Origin of the sequence: Thermaurantimonas sp. (genome assembly GCF_046299575.1) — a bacterium.
GTDB lineage: Bacteria > Bacteroidota > Bacteroidia > Flavobacteriales > Schleiferiaceae > Thermaurantimonas.
In genome coordinates, this window is record NZ_JBKBHX010000002.1 from 174,114 (window position 1) to 194,515 (window position 20,402).

The 20,402-nt window shown below is 42.7% G+C and carries 18 protein-coding genes; 11 read left to right on the forward strand and 7 right to left on the reverse strand.

The window, feature by feature from the left end:
• Positions 1 to 34 precede the first annotated feature (34 nt).
• The 4 genes from proS (at position 35) to ACK4EX_RS03280 (ending at position 5,861) form a co-directional block, all read left to right on the forward strand.
• Positions 35 to 1,510 carry a proline--tRNA ligase gene (gene proS / locus ACK4EX_RS03265; protein WP_409769671.1) on the forward strand — a complete coding sequence of 492 codons (1,476 nt, stop codon included), beginning with the start codon at positions 35 to 37 and terminating at the stop codon, positions 1,508 to 1,510.
• Positions 1,511 to 1,583: 73 nt separating this feature from the next.
• Positions 1,584 to 2,564: a pyruvate dehydrogenase complex E1 component subunit beta gene (locus ACK4EX_RS03270; protein ID WP_409769673.1), complete on the forward strand. Its 981-nt coding sequence runs from the start codon at positions 1,584 to 1,586 to the stop codon at positions 2,562 to 2,564.
• Positions 2,565 to 2,728: 164 nt separating this feature from the next.
• Positions 2,729 to 4,621, forward strand: a complete 1,893-nt coding sequence (htpG, locus tag ACK4EX_RS03275; protein WP_409769675.1) for a molecular chaperone HtpG — start codon at positions 2,729 to 2,731, stop codon at positions 4,619 to 4,621.
• A gap of 154 nt (positions 4,622 to 4,775) precedes the next feature.
• Positions 4,776 to 5,861: a mannose-1-phosphate guanylyltransferase gene (locus tag ACK4EX_RS03280; RefSeq protein WP_409770376.1), complete on the forward strand. Its 1,086-nt coding sequence runs from the start codon at positions 4,776 to 4,778 to the stop codon at positions 5,859 to 5,861.
• Between the two features lie 705 nt (positions 5,862 to 6,566).
• Here ACK4EX_RS03280 and ACK4EX_RS03285 read toward each other — a convergent pair.
• Positions 6,567 to 7,463 carry a DUF2911 domain-containing protein gene (locus ACK4EX_RS03285; protein ID WP_409769677.1) on the reverse strand — a complete coding sequence of 299 codons (897 nt, stop codon included), beginning with the start codon at positions 7,461 to 7,463 and terminating at the stop codon, positions 6,567 to 6,569.
• Between the two features lie 160 nt (positions 7,464 to 7,623).
• On the opposite strand from ACK4EX_RS03285, the gene ACK4EX_RS03290 reads away from it, so the two are divergent.
• Genes ACK4EX_RS03290 through ACK4EX_RS03305 form a run of 4 tightly spaced genes read left to right on the forward strand, consistent with a single transcriptional unit; the run spans position 7,624 to position 10,401 of the window.
• On the forward strand, positions 7,624 to 8,700 hold the full coding sequence (locus ACK4EX_RS03290; protein ID WP_409769679.1) for a prolipoprotein diacylglyceryl transferase: 1,077 nt from the start codon (positions 7,624 to 7,626) through the stop codon (positions 8,698 to 8,700).
• Positions 8,701 to 8,704: 4 nt separating this feature from the next.
• A complete protein-coding gene (locus ACK4EX_RS03295) occupies positions 8,705 to 9,208 on the forward strand; it encodes a DUF192 domain-containing protein (RefSeq protein WP_409769680.1) in 504 nt (167 codons plus the stop codon).
• 3 nt (positions 9,209 to 9,211) lie between these two features.
• Positions 9,212 to 9,946 carry a helical backbone metal receptor gene (locus ACK4EX_RS03300; protein ID WP_409769681.1) on the forward strand — a complete coding sequence of 245 codons (735 nt, stop codon included), beginning with the start codon at positions 9,212 to 9,214 and terminating at the stop codon, positions 9,944 to 9,946.
• Positions 9,943 to 10,401 (forward strand): FKBP-type peptidyl-prolyl cis-trans isomerase, encoded by a 459-nt coding sequence (locus ACK4EX_RS03305; RefSeq protein WP_409769683.1) that lies wholly within the window; start codon positions 9,943 to 9,945, stop codon positions 10,399 to 10,401. The genes ACK4EX_RS03300 and ACK4EX_RS03305 overlap by 4 nt, the downstream gene beginning before the upstream one ends.
• Positions 10,402 to 10,838: 437 nt before the next feature.
• Here ACK4EX_RS03305 and ACK4EX_RS03310 read toward each other — a convergent pair whose 3' ends face one another.
• The 5 genes from ACK4EX_RS03310 to ACK4EX_RS03330 form a co-directional block, all read right to left on the reverse strand.
• Entirely contained in the window at positions 10,839 to 11,657 is an 819-nt protein-coding gene (locus tag ACK4EX_RS03310) for a universal stress protein (protein ID WP_409769685.1), read from the reverse strand.
• A 71-nt stretch (positions 11,658 to 11,728) separates the two neighbouring features.
• A complete protein-coding gene (locus tag ACK4EX_RS03315) occupies positions 11,729 to 12,928 on the reverse strand; it encodes a class I SAM-dependent rRNA methyltransferase (RefSeq protein WP_409769687.1) in 1,200 nt (399 codons plus the stop codon).
• A complete protein-coding gene (locus ACK4EX_RS03320; protein WP_409769689.1) occupies positions 12,925 to 13,410 on the reverse strand; it encodes a type I restriction enzyme HsdR N-terminal domain-containing protein in 486 nt (161 codons plus the stop codon). Before ACK4EX_RS03320 ends, ACK4EX_RS03315 begins: the two co-directional genes overlap by 4 nt.
• 53 nt (positions 13,411 to 13,463) lie before the next feature.
• Positions 13,464 to 14,360 (reverse strand): GTPase Era, encoded by an 897-nt coding sequence (gene era, locus ACK4EX_RS03325; RefSeq protein ID WP_409769690.1) that lies wholly within the window; start codon positions 14,358 to 14,360, stop codon positions 13,464 to 13,466.
• A gap of 1 nt (position 14,361) precedes the next feature.
• Positions 14,362 to 15,303: a threonine/serine dehydratase gene (locus tag ACK4EX_RS03330; protein ID WP_409769692.1), complete on the reverse strand. Its 942-nt coding sequence runs from the start codon at positions 15,301 to 15,303 to the stop codon at positions 14,362 to 14,364.
• Positions 15,304 to 15,377: 74 nt separating this feature from the next.
• Here ACK4EX_RS03330 and ACK4EX_RS03335 point away from each other — a divergent pair, with 74 nt between their 5' ends.
• The 3 genes from ACK4EX_RS03335 (at position 15,378) to ACK4EX_RS03345 (ending at position 19,501) form a co-directional block, all read left to right on the forward strand.
• Positions 15,378 to 16,706 (forward strand): PAS domain S-box protein, encoded by a 1,329-nt coding sequence (locus tag ACK4EX_RS03335; protein ID WP_409769694.1) that lies wholly within the window; start codon positions 15,378 to 15,380, stop codon positions 16,704 to 16,706.
• A gap of 93 nt (positions 16,707 to 16,799) precedes the next feature.
• A complete protein-coding gene (locus ACK4EX_RS03340) occupies positions 16,800 to 17,291 on the forward strand; it encodes a hypothetical protein (RefSeq protein WP_409769696.1) in 492 nt (163 codons plus the stop codon).
• Between the two features lie 32 nt (positions 17,292 to 17,323).
• Positions 17,324 to 19,501 carry a protein kinase domain-containing protein gene (locus ACK4EX_RS03345; protein WP_409769698.1) on the forward strand — a complete coding sequence of 726 codons (2,178 nt, stop codon included), beginning with the start codon at positions 17,324 to 17,326 and terminating at the stop codon, positions 19,499 to 19,501.
• Here ACK4EX_RS03345 and ACK4EX_RS03350 read toward each other — a convergent pair.
• On the reverse strand, positions 19,498 to 20,391 hold the full coding sequence (locus ACK4EX_RS03350) for a TIGR01777 family oxidoreductase (RefSeq protein ID WP_409769700.1): 894 nt from the start codon (positions 20,389 to 20,391) through the stop codon (positions 19,498 to 19,500). The genes ACK4EX_RS03345 and ACK4EX_RS03350 overlap by 4 nt on opposite strands.
• Positions 20,392 to 20,402: the final 11 nt, after the last annotated feature.

A 20,402-nucleotide genomic window follows, 5' to 3' on the forward strand; every position in this document is an offset into this window, starting at 1 on the left:
AAATATAGCGCAATAACTGTACCAACAAAATTCTATGGCAAAAGAACTTACATCGCGAGAATCAGATTATGCCAAGTGGTATAACGATCTGGTAATCAAAGCAGACCTGGCTGAAAACAGTGGAGTAAGAGGCTGTATGGTCATAAAGCCATACGGCTATTCGATATGGGAGAAAATTCAGGCCGAACTCGACCGAAAGTTTAAAGAGACAGGCCACGTGAATGCATATTTTCCTTTGTTTATACCTAAATCTTATTTAAGTAAAGAAGCAGCTCATGTAGAAGGCTTTGCTAAAGAGTGTGCTGTGGTGACACATTACCGATTAAAAAATTCGCCCGATAAAAAAGGAGTAGTGGTGGACGAAGAGGCTAAACTTGAAGAAGAGCTCATCGTTCGGCCCACCTCCGAAACAATCATCTGGGATACCTATCGAAATTGGATTCAGTCCTACAGAGATCTTCCTTTATTAATCAATCAGTGGGCTAATGTGGTACGCTGGGAAATGCGAACCCGCTTATTCTTACGCACTGCTGAGTTTTTGTGGCAAGAAGGGCACACTGCCCATGCAACTCGCGAAGAGGCCATGGCAGAGGCAGAGCAAATGCTCAATGTGTACGCTGATTTTGTGGAAAATTTTATGGCGATACCTGTAATCAAAGGAGTAAAATCGCCAAATGAACGCTTTGCTGGTGCTGAGGAGACCTACTGCATTGAAGCTATGATGCAAGATGGCAAGGCGTTGCAGGCTGGTACGTCACACTTTCTGGGGCAGAATTTCGCTAAAGCATTTGATGTAAAATTTGCCAATAGAGAGGGCCGTGAAGAGTATGTATGGGCTACCAGTTGGGGTGTATCTACCCGATTGATTGGCGCTCTCATAATGACGCATAGTGACGACAACGGACTTGTATTGCCTCCAAAACTTGCTCCCATTCAGGTAGTCATAGTTCCGATTTACAGAGGCAAAGAAGACTTTGAGAATGTCGATTTAGTGGCAAGAGGAATTTTTGAAAATTTAAAAAAGGCTGGTATTACAGTAAAATATGACGACCGCGATACCCATAAACCGGGTTGGAAATTTAACGAATATGAATTGAAGGGTGTTCCTATACGCATAGCCATTGGCCCGAAAGATGTGGAAAACAATCAAGTAGAAATTGCACGTCGCGATACGTTGCAAAAAATTACCGTTTCACAAATTGGACTGACCGATTTTATTAAAAACTTACTCGACGAAATACAGCAAAACATCTACGAAAAGGCCAGAAAATTCAGAGATTCAATGATCACTAAAGCGGATACTTGGGATGAGTTTGTACAAATACTCGAAACCAAGGGTGGATTCATAAGTGCTCACTGGGATGGAACATCTGAAACGGAGGAAAAAATAAAGGAGCTGACGAAAGCAACCATTCGATGCATTCCACTCGACGCACAGCCTGAAGAGGGCAAGTGCATATTAACCGGTAAACCTTCTTCTAAAAGAGTGCTTTTTGCGAGAGCATATTGATTTCTTCGACAGCTTGCCAATGAAGCCTATTTTTGCTCCTTTGATTTTTTAAAAAATTCATTAGCGAATCAAAATGAGACTCATTCAATTCAGAGAAGCCGTAGCCGAAGCCATGAGTGAAGAAATGCGCAGAGATGAGCGCGTATTTCTCATGGGCGAAGAGGTGGCTGAATACAATGGCGCATACAAAGCCTCCAAAGGCATGCTTGATGAATTTGGGCCAAAACGAGTGATTGATACTCCTATTTCCGAACTAGGTTTTGCCGGCATAGGTGTAGGCGCTGCCATGAATGGCCTGCGACCCATCATCGAATTCATGACGTTTAATTTCTCGCTGGTGGCCATTGATCAGATTATCAACAATGCCGCTAAAATTCGCCAGATGTCGGGCGGACAGTTTAGCATTCCCATCGTTTTTAGGGGTCCAACGGGTTCAGCTGGTCAGCTTGCTGCTACGCACAGCCAGGCATTTGAGAGCTGGTATGCCAACTGCCCCGGACTCAAGGTGGTGGTACCATCTAACCCTTACGATGCAAAAGGACTACTCAAATCAGCCATTCGCGATGATGACCCTGTGATCTTCATGGAAAGCGAACAGATGTATGGAGACAAAGGAGAAGTGCCTGAAGAAGAATATTTAATCCCTATTGGAAAAGCTGATATTAAGCGTCAGGGCACTGATGTTACTATCGTTTCCTTTGGCAAGATCATTAAAGTGGCTTATGCAGCTGCTGATGAATTGGCTAAAGAAGGTATCTCGTGTGAGATCATCGATCTTCGCACGGTTCGTCCAATCGACTACGATTGTGTGATAAACAGTGTTAAAAAGACCAATCGCCTTGTTATTGTTGAAGAAGCATGGCCTCTCGGAAGCATCGCCACTGAAGTAGCTTTCGCTGTTCAACGGCTTGCTTTCGACTATCTCGATGCGCCCATACGTCGCATCACAAGTAAAGATACCCCTATGGCTTATGCTCCAACATTGGTAGAAGCCTACCTGCCTCAGCCAAGAGATGTGATCAAGGCCGTAAAAGAAATTCTATACATCGCTTAACTCCCATTAGTAGGCTTTATATCCCCATCAGAAATTGTCAAATCTGATGGGGATTTCTATTTTCTACTTGAAGCATCTGTCATATGGCTGACAGAATGTCTTTCGTTCAGTATTTGGCACTTTATTCGTCAATTTTACGGCATTCGAAAACCAAAAAAAATAGTATGAGTACAACCGGTAGAATAAGTGTAACAGCCGAAAACATCTTCCCGATTATCAAAAAATTCCTCTATTCTGATCACGAAATTTTTTTAAGAGAGCTAATATCCAACGCTGTAGATGCTACTACAAAACTGAAAACTCTAGCTTCCATAGGCGAATTCAAAGGCGAACTCGGCGATCTAACCATCCAGGTCAAAATCGACAAAAACAAAAAGACCATTACCATTTCAGACCGCGGGGTGGGTATGACAGCCGATGAAATCCGTCGGTATATTAATGAAGTAGCCTTCTCAGGTGCTGAAGAGTTTGTAAATAAATACAAAGACAAGGCAGGCGATGCCGGAATCATCGGCCATTTTGGTCTTGGTTTCTATTCCGCCTTCATGGTGGCTGATAAGGTAGAAATCTACACCAAGTCGTGGACTCAAGGTACTGAAGAAGAAGGTACCCACTGGGAATGTACTGGTTCACCCGACTTTGTGATGAAATCAATTCCACGCACTGACCGCGGTACTGATATCGTCCTTCACATTGCTGACGATAGTACTGAGTTTCTCGAAGACTATCGCATACGCGACTTGCTGAAGAAATATTGCCGCTTCTTACCTGTACCCATTCAATTTGGCACCAAAGAAATTACCGAGAAGGACGAAAAGGGCAAAGAGGTTAAAAAGACAGTTCCCGACATTGTAAACAACCCCAATCCTGCCTGGATTAAAAAACCAGCCGACCTCACCCATGAGGATTACATGGCTTTCTACCACGAGTTGTACCCTCTCACCTTCGAAGAGCCTCTTTTCTACATTCACCTCAACGTCGATTACCCCTTCAATCTCACCGGAATTCTCTACTTCCCGCGCATTAAGCCTATGATGGAGCCTACTAGAAATAAAATTCAGCTCTATCAAAATCAAGTATTTGTGACCGATTCACTGGAAGGGGTAGTTCCTGAGTTTCTCACTCTGTTGCACGGTGTAATCGATAGCCGCGACATCCCTCTTAACGTATCGCGCTCATACCTACAGAGTGATGCCAATGTAAAGAAAATCAGCGCGCACATCACTAAAAAAGTAGCTGATAAGCTCGAGGAAATGTTTAAAAACAATCGCACTGACTTCGAACAAAAATGGAACGACGTTAAGATCTTCATCGAGTACGGTATGCTCTCTGAAGAAAAATTTTACGAGCGAGCCCGCAAATTTGCCCTTTTCCCAACTACTGAAGGTAAGTATTACACCCTTGACGAGCTGCGCAAAAATTTAATGGACATTCATACCGACAAAGATGGACAGCTCGTATTGCTCTACACTTCTGACAAAGATGCTCAGCATACCTATATCCAAAAAGCCAACAACGCTGGCTACACAGTACTTGTGCTGGATAGCCCTCTTACTTCACATCTGATCAATCGCCTGGAATACAGCCAGGATGAAAAGCTACGCTTTGCTCGAGTTGATGCTGGTCCACTTGATCAACTCATCCCTAAGAAAGATTCAGCAAAGCTATCAATACTCTCACAAAAGCAAAAAGACGACCTTCGCGATATTATAGCTAAGGCGGTAGATAAAGAAAAATTCTCTGTGCGTGTTGAAGACCTCTCTTCTTCCGACGAGCCGATTATTATTACACAGCCCGAGTTTATGCGCCGAATGAAGGAGATGAACATGATGGGCGGTGGCTTCTACGGTTCCGGTAATCTGCCTGAGAGCTACGACCTCATCGTAAATGCCAATCACCCTATCGCACAGCGCATACTCGATACTTCTGATGCCGATAAGCAAAAACAACTGATTCAGCACTGCACTGAGCTGGCCATGCTGCATCAGAACCTGCTCAAAGGTGAAGCCCTTTCAAACTTTATTCACCGCAGTATTCAGATGCTAAGTCAAATGTAATCTATTATCCACCTTAATTACTTTAATCCCTTTAGCACTATAATTGCTAAAAGGGATTTTTTTTTTTTTTTTAGAGAAATATCATTGCCTTAGGTAAATTTCACTACATTCATACAAAATCTGGATACCTTTGCCTGCAACAGAATCTGAATTGATGAATCCAAACTTCTTTGCAGTAATTCTCGCAGGCGGAGTAGGCTCTCGTTTCTGGCCTGCTAGTACTCAGGCCCATCCGAAACAATTTCACGACATACTTGGCACTGGCAGTACACTCATCCAACAAACCTATCAACGCATTTCTCTCATTTGCCCTCCCGAAAACATTCTGGTTTCAACAAGCGTAGAATATATTGACGATGTAAAACAGCAACTGCCCGATATACCTCAAAATAACATTATGGCAGAGCCAGCTCGCCGAAATACTGCTCCTGCCATAGCTTATGCCGTTTACAAAATCTTCGCAAAAAATCCCAATGCCTCAGTCCTGATCTGTCCGAGCGATCACCTCATATTGAAAGAATCCGAATTTCACCGCATCGCCACCCTCGGACTCACCCTGTCGCAAACTAACGACGTACTCTTTACCCTCGGTATCAAACCTACCCGCCCGGATACCGGATATGGGTATATACAGTACTTACCAGGCCCATCTCTTCACCCTGAAACTCGGAAAGTAAAAACCTTCACCGAAAAACCTAATCTCGAACTCGCCAAAATGTTTCTCGAGAGCGGTGATTTTCTATGGAATGCTGGCATCTTTATCTGGTCTGTACAGTCTTGTCGACGGGCTTTCGAAATGTACCTCCCCGAAATCCATCAAACCTTTGAGCGCGGTCTTCCACTATTTAACACTGACCAGGAAAAAGCCTACATCCAAAAAGTCTATCCCTCATGCGAGAATCAAAGTGTCGATTATGGCATAATGGAAAAAGCCGACAATGTTCATGTCATCCCCGCTGATCTCGGCTGGAGCGACCTCGGCACTTGGGGCTCACTCTACGAACACCTGAAATGGGACGAACACGGTAATGCCAAGGTAGGCGCACACATTCTCAGCTTTGACTCCCGTTCAAACATCATTCGCATCGAAGGTGACAAGGTAGCCGTAATCGACGGCCTCGAGAATTACATCATCGTAGATACTCCACATGCCTTGCTCATTTGCCGGCGCGAAAACGAACAACTCATCAAAAACTATGTAAACGAAGTTAAAATCCGAGCAGGAGAACGATTCGTATAAAAATCTTATTCACCCGACAAAGGTATCCATAGGCTTTTGAGCACGATTTCCAAAAAGATACTCTAACCCTTTGAAGCAAGGTATTCTTTTTGATTCGACCACTATAAATTAAATCAGTAAATTTTGGGTTAGCTTCATGAACGGCAGAGCTAGCTGCCTTTGCCACGGTGAATCTCTTGGGAGCTCATTGTTCGATGGGTGCTTAGCTGCGCTTCGCACTGCCGGTTTCGCCTTCGCTCTACAGGTCTATGAATGTTGACTGAGTTTATAAAACTTTCGTCTGCACATCACGCGGCAGTAGACTCAGTTTGTTTTTAATACATAAACATTAAAGAAAATTGTAACCAAAAATTTTCTTCGCTTTACTGCATGATCTGCGGAATGCTCCTCTTTAAATCCAACCGATTTAGAAAGGGGCTTTGGGAGAGTGATTTTTGAGTAAAAAATTAAATGGTTAAGAAGCTTAAACTCTTACAATAACTAAAACGGAATCTTCTTCTTTTTCGATAGCCTTCGGGTTCTACGGGTAAACTGGTTTAAGGTTAAGAGTTTAGTGTTAGAGGTTTGGCTATGCTTTAAATTATGTTGACCATTTTTAAATTTAAAAAAATTTGAATAAACTGTTTTCTAAAATAAAAAAACCGCAGAAATGAGTAATTGTAAACTCATCACAGCGGTCTTTTAATGCGTTTTCTAATTAGCGAATTACTTCTTTTTCTTACCAGTTTTGGTGTTTATACCGGCTTTTTCTCGCCAATCTTTTAGTGAATTCTGAATCATATCCGCATATCCGAAGGGACGACCTGCTGCCTTAGCCTGCTCATTTCCCATTTTTAGTGCTGTATTTCCGGCATTCACAGCCTCAGCGAAGTTACCTTTCCGGGCTAAGATTTCTCCTTTCAGATAGTGGCTGTACCAGTTGTCAGGATTTAGCTCAATGGAGCGATTGATGTATTCAAGGGCGCGATCTATCTGAATGTTCTTCGTCAAGAAGTATTGAGCTGAGTTTCGGAACACTCGCCAGTCGCGGTGGTTTTCCTTTACAGCGCGTTCGATGTTGGCCATAGCCATCTTATCCACCTCTACATCAATGTTTACGGGCACTTTTACATTTTCCCATGCGAGTACTATTGTGGCGCCATTTTCGCGCAAGGCATCTACCGAAATTGTAAAGGTCTCTATGATATCGCCTTCAAAAACGTTTGGAACCACATCTACACGAAGCACATCCTTTTTTTGGTCATAGCCATCAGAGCCCCATAAGGTGGTGTCTGAATTGAAAATCACTGTCCAACGATCTTCGCGAGGAATAGTGAGCAATCCGTATTTACCAGCTGGTAGTTTCTGTCCTTCCACAATGACTTCTGTGCTTAATGAGATGAGTGTGATTCTGTTAGCACCGGTGCGCCAGATTTGGTTGAAAGGCACCAATTCCCCAAAAATTTTACGGCCTCTGGCACTTGGGCGCGAGTAGTCAATTGTAATGTCCGTGAGTCCGACTCGCTGTTGAACCACAGCCTTAGGACTCGGCTGAGGCAGCTCCTGCCCAACAGTAAAAATTGACAAAGTAGTTGCTGCAAGTATCCAATTGAGGTGTTTCATCTTTTTCCTTTTTTTGCAAAGTAACTTATCAAAAGGTAAAGAGTTTGCTAAAGAATAGAGATTAATATTAAAATAGGATGAAAAATTCCGGATTGAAATCTTTACACCGTGGTAACAATCTAACAGAGTAAGTTTGCAATTGTTTTTTCAACATTACTGTATGAATTTTCACGTTATCACCTGGGATGTGTCGAGGATACTACTGGACCTTGGCATAATCGAGATTCGATATTACAGTTTGCTCTTTGCCCTGGGTTTTGTGCTCGGATATTTCATCATGAAACGCATTTTCAAGGAAGAAAATGTACCACTAGAGCAACTCGATACTTTGCTTACATACGTAGTAATAGCCACCATCATTGGTGCCCGCTTAGGTCATGTGTTTTTCTACCAGTGGGACTATTACAGTCAGCACCCTGAAGAGATTCTGATGGTGTGGGAAGGCGGTTTGGCCAGTCATGGTGCTGCCATAGCTATCATCATTGCACTTATCATTTTTTCAAAAAAAGTTTCCAAACGCTCTTTCTTTTGGATTATCGACCGCGTTGTGATTACGGTGGCTTTAGGGGGCAGTTTTATCAGATTGGGTAATTTGATGAATTCCGAAATATACGGCAGTCCTTCAAATAGCGAATCAGCCTTTGTATATGTGAGTCCGGTACGCGACATTTTCGAGCGATTTTTTGGGAATGAGGTGCAGGAAATCACTTTTAAAAAGACAGACAAAGTCATAAAAACAGATTCGCTGAACTTGCCCGTGTACGAGGTGAAAATGAAAATTGATCAGCGCGTAGATGGTACTCAAGTGGCAATGCTGGTGAAAAATAGACTCTTCCCGTATTTAAGTATGATCGATGCTGACGATCAAAATTTGGTACCAGCTGCTACCAGTAATCCCGAAGTAATAAAGGAAGCTAATGCAACTTTTGTAAAATTTGAACTGCTGGCCATACCGCGTATTCCAAGTCAAATCATTGAAGCTGTGGCGTATTTTCTGATTTTTTTAATTCTCTGGTGGCTGTTTTTCTTCACGAAGTTCAGGTACCAAGAGGGATTTTTGTTCGGAGCTTTTTTGGTTTTGGTATTTGGCTTTCGCTTTGTGATCGAATTTTTCAAAGCCAATCAAGTGGCTTTTGAAGACAATTTAACGCTTAACATGGGGCAATATCTCAGCATTCCGCTAGTGATAGCTGGTGTAGCTTCGATAGTGTATTCTTTTGTAAAAAGGAAGGCGTAAAGACATGGTACATCGACTTATTGCAGTAGCTCTGCTCATCGGAGTTGTTATATCGTGCACTTGTGAAAATGATTCGAAAACCGTGGATCCAATAAGTACTACGTACGAACCCAAGTTCAGAGAAGATGGACAGCTGTGGTTTCTCGACGAAAGCGGTAAAGACACCAATCTACGTATCGCTGTAGAGGTAGCAATGACAGACGAGGAGATTCAGTACGGCATGATGTACCGAAAATCAATGGATGAACTGAAGGGGATGCTCTTTTTGATGAAAAACGAGCGTCCTCAGTCATTTTGGATGAAAAACACCTACATACCGCTTGATATCATTTACATCAATTCTCAATTTCGCATTGTAAGCATTCAGAAAAACGCTGAGCCACTTAGTGAAACTTCGCTTCCGAGCTTTGAGCCGGCACTGTATGTGCTCGAGGTTAATGGCGGATTTTGTGACCGTCATAATGTAAAGGTTGGAGATAAGGTCTACTTCGAGCATAGGAGGCAATAGCCCATGCGTGTCGTAAGCTTAGTACCATCGTTGACAGAACTACTCTACCACCTCAGTGTAAATGTGGTTGGAATTACGAAGTTTTGCATCCATCCGGCGGAGTGGTATCGAACTAAGCCTCGCGTTGGGGGAACGAAAAATCCTGATATCCAACGTATAAAAGAGCTCAGTCCTGACCTAATCATTGCGAATAAAGAGGAGAATCGGAAGGAAGACGTTGAGCAGCTCAGCAAACTAAGCCGGGTACTTGTTACAGATATTACCAATATAAAAGATGCACTTACAGTTATACGCCTAATCGGCAAAGAGTGCAATGCAGCACATGCTGCCAATTGCCTAGTGCACAGCATCGCTGAACTTTGGAAACCACTGCAAGGCAGTGCTGATGGTATCAGAGTTCTATACCTGATTTGGCGAAAGCCGTATATGGTTGCAGGTACTGATACTTACATCCATTCCGTTTTGCAGTACTTAGGTTTTACGAATGTGGTTCAGGAGAGCAGGTATCCTCAGCTTGAAGCTCAGGCCATTAGAGATTTACAACCTGATGTAGTTTTCTTATCTTCAGAGCCTTATCCTTTTCGGGAGAAACACCTCAGTGAGTTAATAGAAATAGCACCTTCAGCAAACGTTCGGCTGGTCGATGGAGAGGCTTTCAGCTGGTATGGCTACAGGATGATTCCAGCAGCTGAGTATTTTTACACATTGATTAAGGATTTAAAAAGTATAAAAAAATGACTTCTTCGTATCGGTTTTTCGCGTTTTTCTTAAGCTTTGTAGTATCAGCAATAGGCTGCAGCAAGAAAGACGATCAGGCGGAAAAGGATGATGAATTGATTCGCAACTATCTGGCCCAGAATGGCCTGGAGGCCACACGTACCAGTAGCGGACTGTATTACTTGATTTCTGAACAGGGCACAGGGCAATTTCCGACGATCGACAGTCGTGTGCGTGTGGTGTACAAAGGCTACTTGCTCAACGGAACTGTGTTTGACGAAACTGATCCTGCTGGTTTGGAGTTTGACTTGCGTGCTGTTATTGCCGGATGGCAGGAAGGGCTTACCTACTTCAGAGAGGGTGGCAAGGGAAAGTTATTCATCCCATCGAGACTGGGATACGGTAAGCAATCGGTTGGCAACATTCCGCCAAACAGTGTTTTGATTTTCGACATTTATCTGCTGAAAGTTCGGTAAACGGAAAATAAAATGTAAGCGTGAAAGGAATTGGAATGATTAGCACGAATAAAAGGCTGCCTTAAAAACGAACTTTTAGAAGAAGATCTTTGATAATTTATATAAAACTCATCAAGATTTTTAACATTTTCTCCCCACCTCCTACTTAAGAAAGCTTCAACAAGCATTATCCGTTCAAGCAACTATCCACGCCCTTATGTGCAATAAAAATGGAAAAATTTGTTTTTTCTGAAATAATTTTTGAAGGAGGTAGAAAAGATTCTGTTTTTCGTAAAAGTTTCAGTTTTAAAATATTGTCTTAGGTCGTTGTTTCGTAGTCAGCACAAGCTTCAGAAGCTGCCCGATAGATCAGTATGCAAGGTGCGCGCCCTGGTAAAAAATGAAAAAGCACCCGGCCATCGGTGGTCGAGTGCTCATGTATCTAAAGGTGTAAGTCGCTAATTTACATCCTCATGCAAGGCGAGATAGGGTAGCTTTGAATGGTATGCTACCTTGGTGGTAACTGACTTGTGGAAGATGGACTCAAAGAAGCTGTAGTTGCGGCTCATCAGGGCAATCATATCTGCGCGGTCTTCAGCGGCAAACTGTAGCAGGGTGTCTTCTACGTTTTCGCCACTGAGTACTTCGAAGCGGTGGGGTATGCCTTTGAGGTATTCGGAGATACGTTGTTTGGCTTCGATTACAGTCTGGTTATCAATGCCATAATTTACAATTACGTGGGCGATTACGACTTCGGCATTGAAGATAGAAGCAATTTCGGCGAGCTGGGTGAGGGCAGTGCCGTTGCGCTTAGATTTGAAATCGGCACCGAAGACGATCTTACGGATGTTTGAGAAGTGAGAGCCTGCAGGTATAGTAATAACAGGTACAGTAACGCTCTGGAGTATGGAGGCTGCATTTGAGCCAATGAGGATTTCTTCGATGCCACTAGCTCCCTTGGTGCCGAGTATTACCATATCAGCTCCTTCTTCCTCTACAGCCTTTTTGACGAGTCGGATGGGGTTACCAACAAGGCAACGGGTTTCAAATGGAATACCAGCTGCTTGGAGTTTTTCTTCCACTTTTTTCATACCTGCTTCTGAGTTTTCTTTCATTATTTCGAGCAGGGAGTGGGTCATCACTGTTTCGGCGTAGGGGAGGTCGTAGGCATTCAGGGCGATTATTTTGGCTCCAGTTTTTTTTGCAAAGTCAATGGCAAAATTGAGTGCCTTGTCGGCATTAGCGGAATAGTCCGTTGGGAAGATGATTGTTTTCATACAGGTTGATTATCTTAAGACGAAAGTAGTGCAGCTGAAAATATGGATTATATGATAATTATCAACCGTATTTAGGTAGATTTTTTAAGGACGAGGCCTTTGAGGTAGCGACCTTCGGGGTGATAGATGCTTACAGGGTGATCGGCGGGCTGATGAAGGCGATACAATATTTGAAAATCAATGCCTGTGTCCATAGCGGCTGATGTGATGGTGTTGACGAAAAGTTCTTCGGAGATGTTTTGGGAACACGAGTAGGTCATCAGCAAGCCACCGGGAGCAAGTTTGTTCATGGCAAGGGCATTCAGGCGCTTGTAGCCGATCACGGCATTGTGCGTGACTCGGTGGCTTTTTGCAAAGGCAGGCGGATCAAGCACGATGATGTCAAAGGTGCGATCGAGGTGGGTGAGGTATTCGAAGGTATCAGCAGTGAGTGAGGTGTGCTTACTGCGATCAAGTTGGTTGATTTCCAGATTATTTTCTAAGAGGTCAATGGCGCGTTGGCTAATATCGAGCGATACTACTTCGCGGGCTCCCGCTGCCAAGGCATAGATGCTGAAGCCACCGGTGTAAGAAAAGGTGTTAAGCACTGACTTGCCAGGGCATAGGTCCGACAGGAGTTTGCGATTCTCCCGTTGGTCGATAAAGAATCCTGTTTTTTGACCTTGCTGAAAGTCGATGAAAAACTTGTGGCCATTTTCACGAGCGATGATTTGAACTGCTGGTTCGCCTGCTGACCATTGATTTTGAAGGGTGGAGTCGTGCAAGGCATCGGCACTCTTGTCGTAGATGGCAGTAAGGCGGCTTCCTAAGTGGCATCGAAGAGCATTGTAAATAGTTTCGCGTATGTGATACATGCCCAGGTGATGGCACTGCACAATGCAGTAGCCGGCGTAGTAGTCCACTACAAGTCCGGGCAATCCGTCGCCTTCGCCAAAGATGAGGCGAAAGCAATCGGTGTGGGCTGAGGAGAAAAAGCCGAGTTGCTCTCGCGTATGAATGGCTGCTTTGATCTTTTGATTAATGTAGTGCTCTACGGGCAGTTTTTCTGCAGTCCAGCTTAGCATTCGAACGGCGATGCTGCCTGAAGAGAGGAATCCGATACCTCTGATAGTTCCTTTGGCATCGGCCACGAATACGGGTGTGCCATCGTCGGCTGATTTTGGGATGCTGCGCAAGGCGCCACTGAAGATCCACGGATGACGTTGAAAGAAAATTTTTTCTTTTTCCGGTTTAATATGTACAACAGGATAGTTTAGTTGTAAGGGTTTCAAAGTTGTGAGGCGATTTTTTTAAGTTGCACAAAATCAGGAATGGTCTTGCTTATGAGGTAGCAGGTATCGCTGGAATAGGTGTAAATATGGTGATCGATGCCATTAGTGATCAATATGGATGGACTTTTAAACCACTTATTGTAGCGCAAGGCCTGGGCAAGAACTTCATCGTCAAGAGAAACTTCGGGGCTTTTGCATTCGGCCAGAAGCATGATGCCCTGAGCACCGAATACGGCTAAGTCAAATCGCTTAGTGAGACCGTAAAGTGTAAAGGCTTTTTCGAGAGCAAGAGTCATTGGGGGGTATCCGCGTGAAAGAAGTTCAGCTACTAAATGTTGTCGCACCCACTCTTCTGGTGTGAGCTGAAGCCAACGACGGCGAATGACATCATACACTTGCCATCCGACGGCAACACTCCTGAAGACGTGTGGTGGAGGAGAATTGAGGTTTAGGGGTTTAAAATCGACAAAAAGATCTTTCATTCGGACAATTGCAAGCTAGTGAAGTATTTGTTTTTTTGGCTTTTGGATACAAATTATCTATAGCCATAGCGCTTAAGTTTTCTTGAGTCATAGCGCCAATTGGGATCGACCTTAACGTAAAGTTCTAAATAGATTTTTTTCATAAAAAAGTGCTCAAGTGCCATTCGCGCGTCGGTACCTACTCGCTTGAGAGCGCTACCCCCTTTACCAATGATGATCGCCTTTTGTGTTTCGCGCTCTACAATGATTACCGCTCTGATGCGTATAATGTTTTCTTCTTCTTTAAACTCCTCAACAACCACCTCACAGGCGTATGGAATTTCTTCTTTGTAGTGCAGCAGTATTTTTTCGCGAATGACTTCCGATACGATGAAGCGCTCAGTTTTATCAGTGAGCTGATCGGTATCGAAGTAGGGTGGATGTAGGGGGAGCAGTTCAAGCAGCCGGTTTTTAAGTTCAATTACATTAAATCCGTGCAGGGCCGATATAAGCCATATTTCGGCTTTTGGTACGGTTGACTTCCAGTATTCAACTTCGGCAAGGGCCTCTTCCTGGGCAATGGTGTCCACCTTGTTAATGGCTACTATTAAGGGTACTTCGCTGTGCACGATGGCATCAAAGAGCTCTTTGTTTTTGGCTTCTCTTTCACCAGGCACAGCAAGGTACAGAGCTATGTCGGCATCTTCTAGTGCTTCTTTTACAGCGTTCATCATTGATTCCTGCAAGGCATATTTTGGCTCAATGATGCCGGGTGTATCGGAAAAGATCATTTGATAGCCGGGTTCGTTAAGTATGCCCAGCATGCGCACGCGTGTAGTCTGGGCTTTGGGAGTAACAATAGCAAGTCGCTCGCCCAGCATTGCGTTGAGCAGGGTCGATTTACCGGCGTTTGGATTGCCGAAGATATTGACGTATCCAGCTTTAAAAGGTATTGTGTCAGAATTTTCCATATCAGGGCAAAATTAACCGAAGTTTCTCGGCGTCCACATTGCCGCCTGTGAGTATTACGGCCACACGTTTTTGTTTAAACATATCCTTGTGCTTCAGCAACACTGCCACCGGTACGGCACAGCTTGGTTCGATTATTACTTTCAGATGGAAAGTAATCCAGCGCCAGGCATCGATAATTTCTTCTTCAGTCACTGTAAGGATGTCGTGTACATACTTACAAATGACTTCGAAGGTGATATCGCCGAGTGAGGTGCGAAGTCCGTCAGCAATTGTATTAGCTGCTCCAACTGGAATGAGCTTACCGGCGTTAAAAGACTGGTATGCGTCGTCAGCATTTTTAGGTTCGCAGCCTATTACTTTTGTTTTTGGTGAGTATTGGCGCGCAGCGAGTGCAGTGCCTGAGAGCAGTCCGCCTCCGCCCACCGGCGTCAATAAATAGTCAGGCTCAAGGTCTTCCTGAAAGATTTCATAAGCACAAGTCCCTTGCCCTTCGATGATGTCCCAGTGGTTATACGGGGGTATAAAGATGGCTCCTGTTCGCTCTACTATTTGTTGAAGTGTTTCCTCCCGAGCCTGAAGGGTTGGTTCGCAAAAGGTGATCTCACCGCCCCAGTAATGCACAGCTTCAATTTTGGTCTTTGGAGCTGAACTGGGCATTACCACGTAGGCGTAAGAGCTAAAAATTTTAGCTGCCCAGGCAAGAGCCTGTCCATGATTGCCGCTGCTGTGAGTTGCTACTCCGTTTTTTAGAAGGCTTTTATCCAGTTTGCTCAGAGCATTTGCTGCACCTCGCGCTTTAAAGGCGTGAATTTTCTGCAAGTTTTCGCATTTAAAAAAAGTAGTATTTTCTAAAAAACCATTGATGTAATCTTCTGTTAGTAATGGTGTACGTAAAATAAAATTTTTTATTCGATGATGTGCTTCGGCGATATTGATTTCCATATTCATTGCAGTGTTTATTTCAATTCTGAAATGTACATAAAACTCTATTTTTGTAATGAATAACAGTGTTTCAAATGGATGATTATATTCTAAAGCGATCAAAAAGTACTCTCTACGCTATTGTAAATCAAGCTCATGAAATAATTCACTGTAATGAAGCTTTCAAAAATTATTTTCAATTAGATGAAAATTTTTTTGGAAAAATTCAGGATTTATTTGTAGCTGAAGAACAGGAAAAATTAAGACAAATTGTATTAAATGTACTTCAAAACGACGAGCATTACACCAATTTAAAATTTGGGACTACTTCCGAATCATTCGGCCAGAATCAAGGAGTGAATTGGGAATTATACAGAATAAATTGTAAAGAAGAAAATTGTGTTTTTTTAATAGGTAGTTTATTGTATACAAATGAACATATCCTACTCACTGAAAATTTAAAAAAACTTGAGGCTATTCTAACCTCTACAAATGAAAGCAGCATCATTTTATCGAAAGATAATCGCGTTGAATACTTCAGTGCTCAGGCGTACAAAGAAGTAAGACAATTTTTCGGAAAGGAAATAAAGGTTGGGGACGATTTTGATCAATACATCATACCTGATTTACGTGAGCTTTTCTACGAAAAATTCAACGATGCACTATCTGGAAAAGAAATTTTTTACGAAATAAATATACCGGTAGGTGGCAGTAATGGATTATGGTTTTTTGTAAAATTTGTTCCTGTGCGTTCAAGCGATGGAACAATCGGGTCAGTACTTTACTCAGCTCGAAACATTAACGATATAAAGCAATACGAATCCGAACTTACAAGGCAAAAGTTTTATCTAAAATCTATGTATGAAAGTACCGATACAGCAATTGCAATTTTTGACAGAAATCTAAAAATGATTTATGCGAATAAAAGAGCTTTTGAGCTGACAGAAATTAAGTTTGGCAGGAAAATTCGTCAAGGTGATTTCGCCCTTGAATTTATCTATTTAGATAATCAGGATTACTTTAAAAATCAAATTGATAAAGCTTTACAAGGCGAAACAGTAATTTTTGAGTTTAATGACGGAGATGAGTTTTGGAAATTTAAAATCTTTCCAATCCTGGATGAAAATAATAACAATTTAGGCATTTCTATACATATTTCAGATATCACTGCCATTAAAAACTATGAGAAAAAAATCATCGAACAGGCACAGTTTCTCAAAAAGCTTGCGTGGTCGCAGAGTCATGAATTGCGTGGTCCATTATCGACAATTTTAGCAATAAGCGAAAACATAAACGACATCGAAGAACCTGATTTAAAAGAAATAGTGCTTAGTAAGCTGAGAAAATATGCAGATCAGATGGATCAGATTGTGAAATCAACGGTTAATAGCATTAATCAGATATCGGAGAAATACGGTATTTGAAGTGTAAGTACTCCGGGCGTTTTAAAATCATACAAATGAGTGAGGGAGGTACACTGATACCTCCCTCTACTTTTGAACAAAATCAATAAAACAATGAAAACGCCGTTCAAGACATTAGGTACTTTAATCTTGCTCCTCTTTGTAAATGTTCAAAGCCTGTTTGCACAAGATAAAGCCTTGGAACAACAGCTGAACCGTTCTGGCTTGAAATTCAGCTATGATAACAATACTAGAAGATACAAACTGATTTTTGATCTAAATGAAGGTCGCTCTCAGGTTGTTTTTATAAATGGCTGGACATACGAATTAGGTGGTTTACAGATTCGAGAAATATTTTCACCCGTAGCTACACTTCAAAACAAGACCGATTTTTCTCAGCGTGTTCTTTTCAACATGCTTGAAAAAAATTACGATTACAAAATCGGCAACTGGCAGATCCACGGTGGAGAGCCTCCTTTTATCTTACAATACTCGATTAAAATCAATTCAGACATTAAAGACGATGTAATGAGAGAGCTTTTGTCGTTCGCTGTTCGAATAGCCGACGCAATGGAAAAAGAACTCACCGGCACAGATGATTTTTAAGAATTATTTTCAATCGAAAAATAACAGCATCGATGAAAGTAGGGGAGGTGATTGCCAATAGATATGAATTGGTCTCTAAGTTGGGTAGTGGAGGCTTTGGAGCAGTATGGAAGGCCACAGACCGACTAGCAGGCAATATAGAAGTTGCTATAAAAATCTATGCCCATGTGACTGGACTCGACGATACAGCTTTGGCTCAGTTTCAGAAGGAATATACATTGGTAATGGATTTACATCATCCAAATCTTTTAACAGCCAAGCATTTCGATATCTGGGAAAATCGCCCTTTCCTCATCTTTCCGCTGATGACGGGCGGAAGCCTCTATCAAAAGATACTCAATTCCGAAGGACTATCGGAAGATGAGATCGCTCAAGTGCTCTATCAAGTGGCCGATGGTTTGAGCTATTTGCACGAAAATGATGTGATTCATCAAGATGTAAAACCTGATAATGTATTGATCGATTCTAAAGGTCGGTATTTACTTACCGATTTTGGCATCAGCAGTCGCATGCGAAGCACGCTACGCAGAGCAACAGGAGTACAAAACAGTAAAACCATATCTTTCGCTCCTCCTGAGCGCTTTGGCAGCAATCAACAAATAGTGCCTGAAGGCGATATCTTCTCACTTGGAGTAATGATATATGAAATGGCAACTACATCGCTTCCTTGGATGGGTATGGGCGGTATGCACCTGATGCCCCATTCAGAGTTGCCAACTCTACCCGATCGGTATTCTGCCGGTCTAAACACATTAATGAATGCAATGCTCAACTACTATCCATCAAAACGTCCAACAGCTCAGCAGATTAAAGCTGCTGCTGCGCGCTATTTGGAGAATGGAATCTGGAATGTGGAGGATTTTTTAAAAATTTCTCAACCTGGCAGTCAACAGGTGCATTTGGGAAGATCCACCAGTGTATTTGAGCCAATCACTTCTCCAATGTCACAGAAATCGTCAGGCTCCAGTGCTCAGAAGACGGTGATTTCATCGCAAATTGCTGCAGAAGAGCGTTCTACTCATGGCGATCAGAAATATCAAGACATCCAAACCAATCACTCAAAACCAAAAGGACGCAAAGCCATGATGGCTGCAATTGCTGCAGTTGTGGTTCTTGTAGGAGGTGTGATCGGATGGACTAAGTACAGTAAAGCTAAAGAAAGTGAACAAATAGAAACATTTAAGGCCAATGCTAATCAGCTTTTAGCTGCAAAGCAATTTAAAAATGCCTATTTCTACACAGATTCCTTATTGGCTCTTTCTAATTACAGTAACTTAGATGAACTTAAATCACTCAGACAACAGGCTCTTGATAGTATGGCTGAAAATTTTAATAAATCTCATGTATTGTTTAGATTGAGTTACATCTTACAAAACAAAGAGGAAATGAAGAAACATCTGGAAGATTTATTGAAATTTACCATTAATCAGGATACCATTGAGAAATACAAAAAAATACTCGCCGATATTTCAACCGATACCCCTGAAAATTTGACTCCCCCAGAACAACTGTTTGGAAATAACAGACAAAAGTCAGAATCGACAACCACAGCCACCACTCTAAAACCATCGACTCCGGCACAATCTACTTCTGCACCAGCTGTCACCACCACCTCAACCGGCAGTAGTACTAAAGTACCCTCACAGTCGTCGGCTTCAGCGATTTCATCAGATATTAATACCTTTTTTGATGACAAGGGAGCGACAATCACAGCTTTGAAAGTTGACCGTCTGTATTGGATGGTGACTCGTTCAAATCCCACAGTGCTTCGGAACAGTTCACCGATAAGACAAATCATCGATCACGAGGAGTGGAACAGCACTTTAGCGCCTGCCTACTTTTTACACAATGGTACTTACCTGTATAATGGTATTGCAACAAACGGAGGCAAGATTTGCCCGGAGGGCTGGCGATTGCCAACTCAGTCAGATTGGGAGAATTTGATTAAATCGCTCACCTCTTCACCTAACGTTCTTTTAGATCACAGGAAATTCGGATTGAAAACTGTTGGCTATCGCAGTGCCGATGGTATGATGAAGGAGGTTGGTTATGCTTTCTTCTGGGTAGCTGATAATGCTGCACCTAATGCAGCTGGTAAATATGCAATTTACCTCTCAGTAAGCAATGGAAAAATTTACTACGACTATGAGCGGCTAATGGGCGATTGGGGCCATACAGGCTTACAATGCAGATGCGTAAAAGAGATTTAGGTTAAAAGGTCTTTTAAAGCATCTTCAATCTCAGAAAACTCGAATGAAAAGCCCTCATTCAGCAATCGCTTAGGAATTACTGCACTCCCCTCCAGTGTTATTGATGCCATTTCGCCCAGCATTAGATGAAGTACAAAAGCAGGAACAGGAGGAAAGAAAAAAGGCTTCCGCAGTACTTTGGCAATTGCGTGCATAAGTTCTCTATTGGTCACCGGACTTGGGGCCGTCGCATTGTAAATGCCTTTCATTTCTTCTTTTACCACCGCTTGCACATAGATGTTGACTAAATCGCGAATATGAATCCAGCTTACCATTTGTTTGCCACTACCTATAGGCGAACCAACACCTAATTTTACTGGAAGCAGCATTTTTTTTAGGGCACCACCTTCCGGGTCGAGTACTATTCCCGTTCTGATTTTTACTACTGATACCCCATTTTTCTCGTATTCATCCGCAGCAGCTTCCCAGATTTTTACCACTTCCGCAGGAAAATCGCTCCCCGTTTGCATGGAGTATTCATCGTATAATCCATCTGGATTTTGCGGATATATACCAATAGCTGAAGCGGTGATAAATTTTTTTAACCCGCTTTCGATAGCCGGTTGCAATAACATCTGTGCACCCTTAACGCGCGACTCGATGATGCTCTTTCGTGCTTTGGGCGTCCAGCGCTGAGCTATCGTGCTACCAGCTAAGTGAATGATTGTGTGTATATTAGTAAAAACTTTTTTGTTAATTTCACCCTTCTCCGGGTTCCAGTAAAAGGTGTTATCGTCTTCCTTGCCGCTGGTGGATAGGGTACGAATGGTATATCCAAATCTTCTAAGCTCTGGAATCAAATGCCTACCAATCAAACCGGTGGCTCCTGTTACAAGTATGGTACGCGACATACCTTTTAAAT

Coding starts and splice junctions, on each gene's coding strand:
- proS (WP_409769671.1), top strand. CDS start 35: ATGGCAAAAGAACTTACATCGCGAGAATCAGATTATGCCAAGTGGTAT.
- ACK4EX_RS03270 (WP_409769673.1), top strand. CDS start 1,584: ATGAGACTCATTCAATTCAGAGAAGCCGTAGCCGAAGCCATGAGTGAA.
- htpG (WP_409769675.1), top strand. CDS start 2,729: ATGAGTACAACCGGTAGAATAAGTGTAACAGCCGAAAACATCTTCCCG.
- ACK4EX_RS03280 (WP_409770376.1), top strand. CDS start 4,776: ATGAATCCAAACTTCTTTGCAGTAATTCTCGCAGGCGGAGTAGGCTCT.
- ACK4EX_RS03285 (WP_409769677.1), bottom strand. CDS start 7,463: ATGAAACACCTCAATTGGATACTTGCAGCAACTACTTTGTCAATTTTT.
- ACK4EX_RS03290 (WP_409769679.1), top strand. CDS start 7,624: ATGAATTTTCACGTTATCACCTGGGATGTGTCGAGGATACTACTGGAC.
- ACK4EX_RS03295 (WP_409769680.1), top strand. CDS start 8,705: ATGGTACATCGACTTATTGCAGTAGCTCTGCTCATCGGAGTTGTTATA.
- ACK4EX_RS03300 (WP_409769681.1), top strand. CDS start 9,212: ATGCGTGTCGTAAGCTTAGTACCATCGTTGACAGAACTACTCTACCAC.
- ACK4EX_RS03305 (WP_409769683.1), top strand. CDS start 9,943: ATGACTTCTTCGTATCGGTTTTTCGCGTTTTTCTTAAGCTTTGTAGTA.
- ACK4EX_RS03310 (WP_409769685.1), bottom strand. CDS start 11,657: ATGAAAACAATCATCTTCCCAACGGACTATTCCGCTAATGCCGACAAG.
- ACK4EX_RS03320 (WP_409769689.1), bottom strand. CDS start 13,410: ATGAAAGATCTTTTTGTCGATTTTAAACCCCTAAACCTCAATTCTCCT.
- era (WP_409769690.1), bottom strand. CDS start 14,360: ATGGAAAATTCTGACACAATACCTTTTAAAGCTGGATACGTCAATATC.
- ACK4EX_RS03330 (WP_409769692.1), bottom strand. CDS start 15,303: ATGGAAATCAATATCGCCGAAGCACATCATCGAATAAAAAATTTTATT.
- ACK4EX_RS03335 (WP_409769694.1), top strand. CDS start 15,378: ATGGATGATTATATTCTAAAGCGATCAAAAAGTACTCTCTACGCTATT.
- ACK4EX_RS03340 (WP_409769696.1), top strand. CDS start 16,800: ATGAAAACGCCGTTCAAGACATTAGGTACTTTAATCTTGCTCCTCTTT.
- ACK4EX_RS03345 (WP_409769698.1), top strand. CDS start 17,324: ATGAAAGTAGGGGAGGTGATTGCCAATAGATATGAATTGGTCTCTAAG.
- ACK4EX_RS03350 (WP_409769700.1), bottom strand. CDS start 20,391: ATGTCGCGTACCATACTTGTAACAGGAGCCACCGGTTTGATTGGTAGG.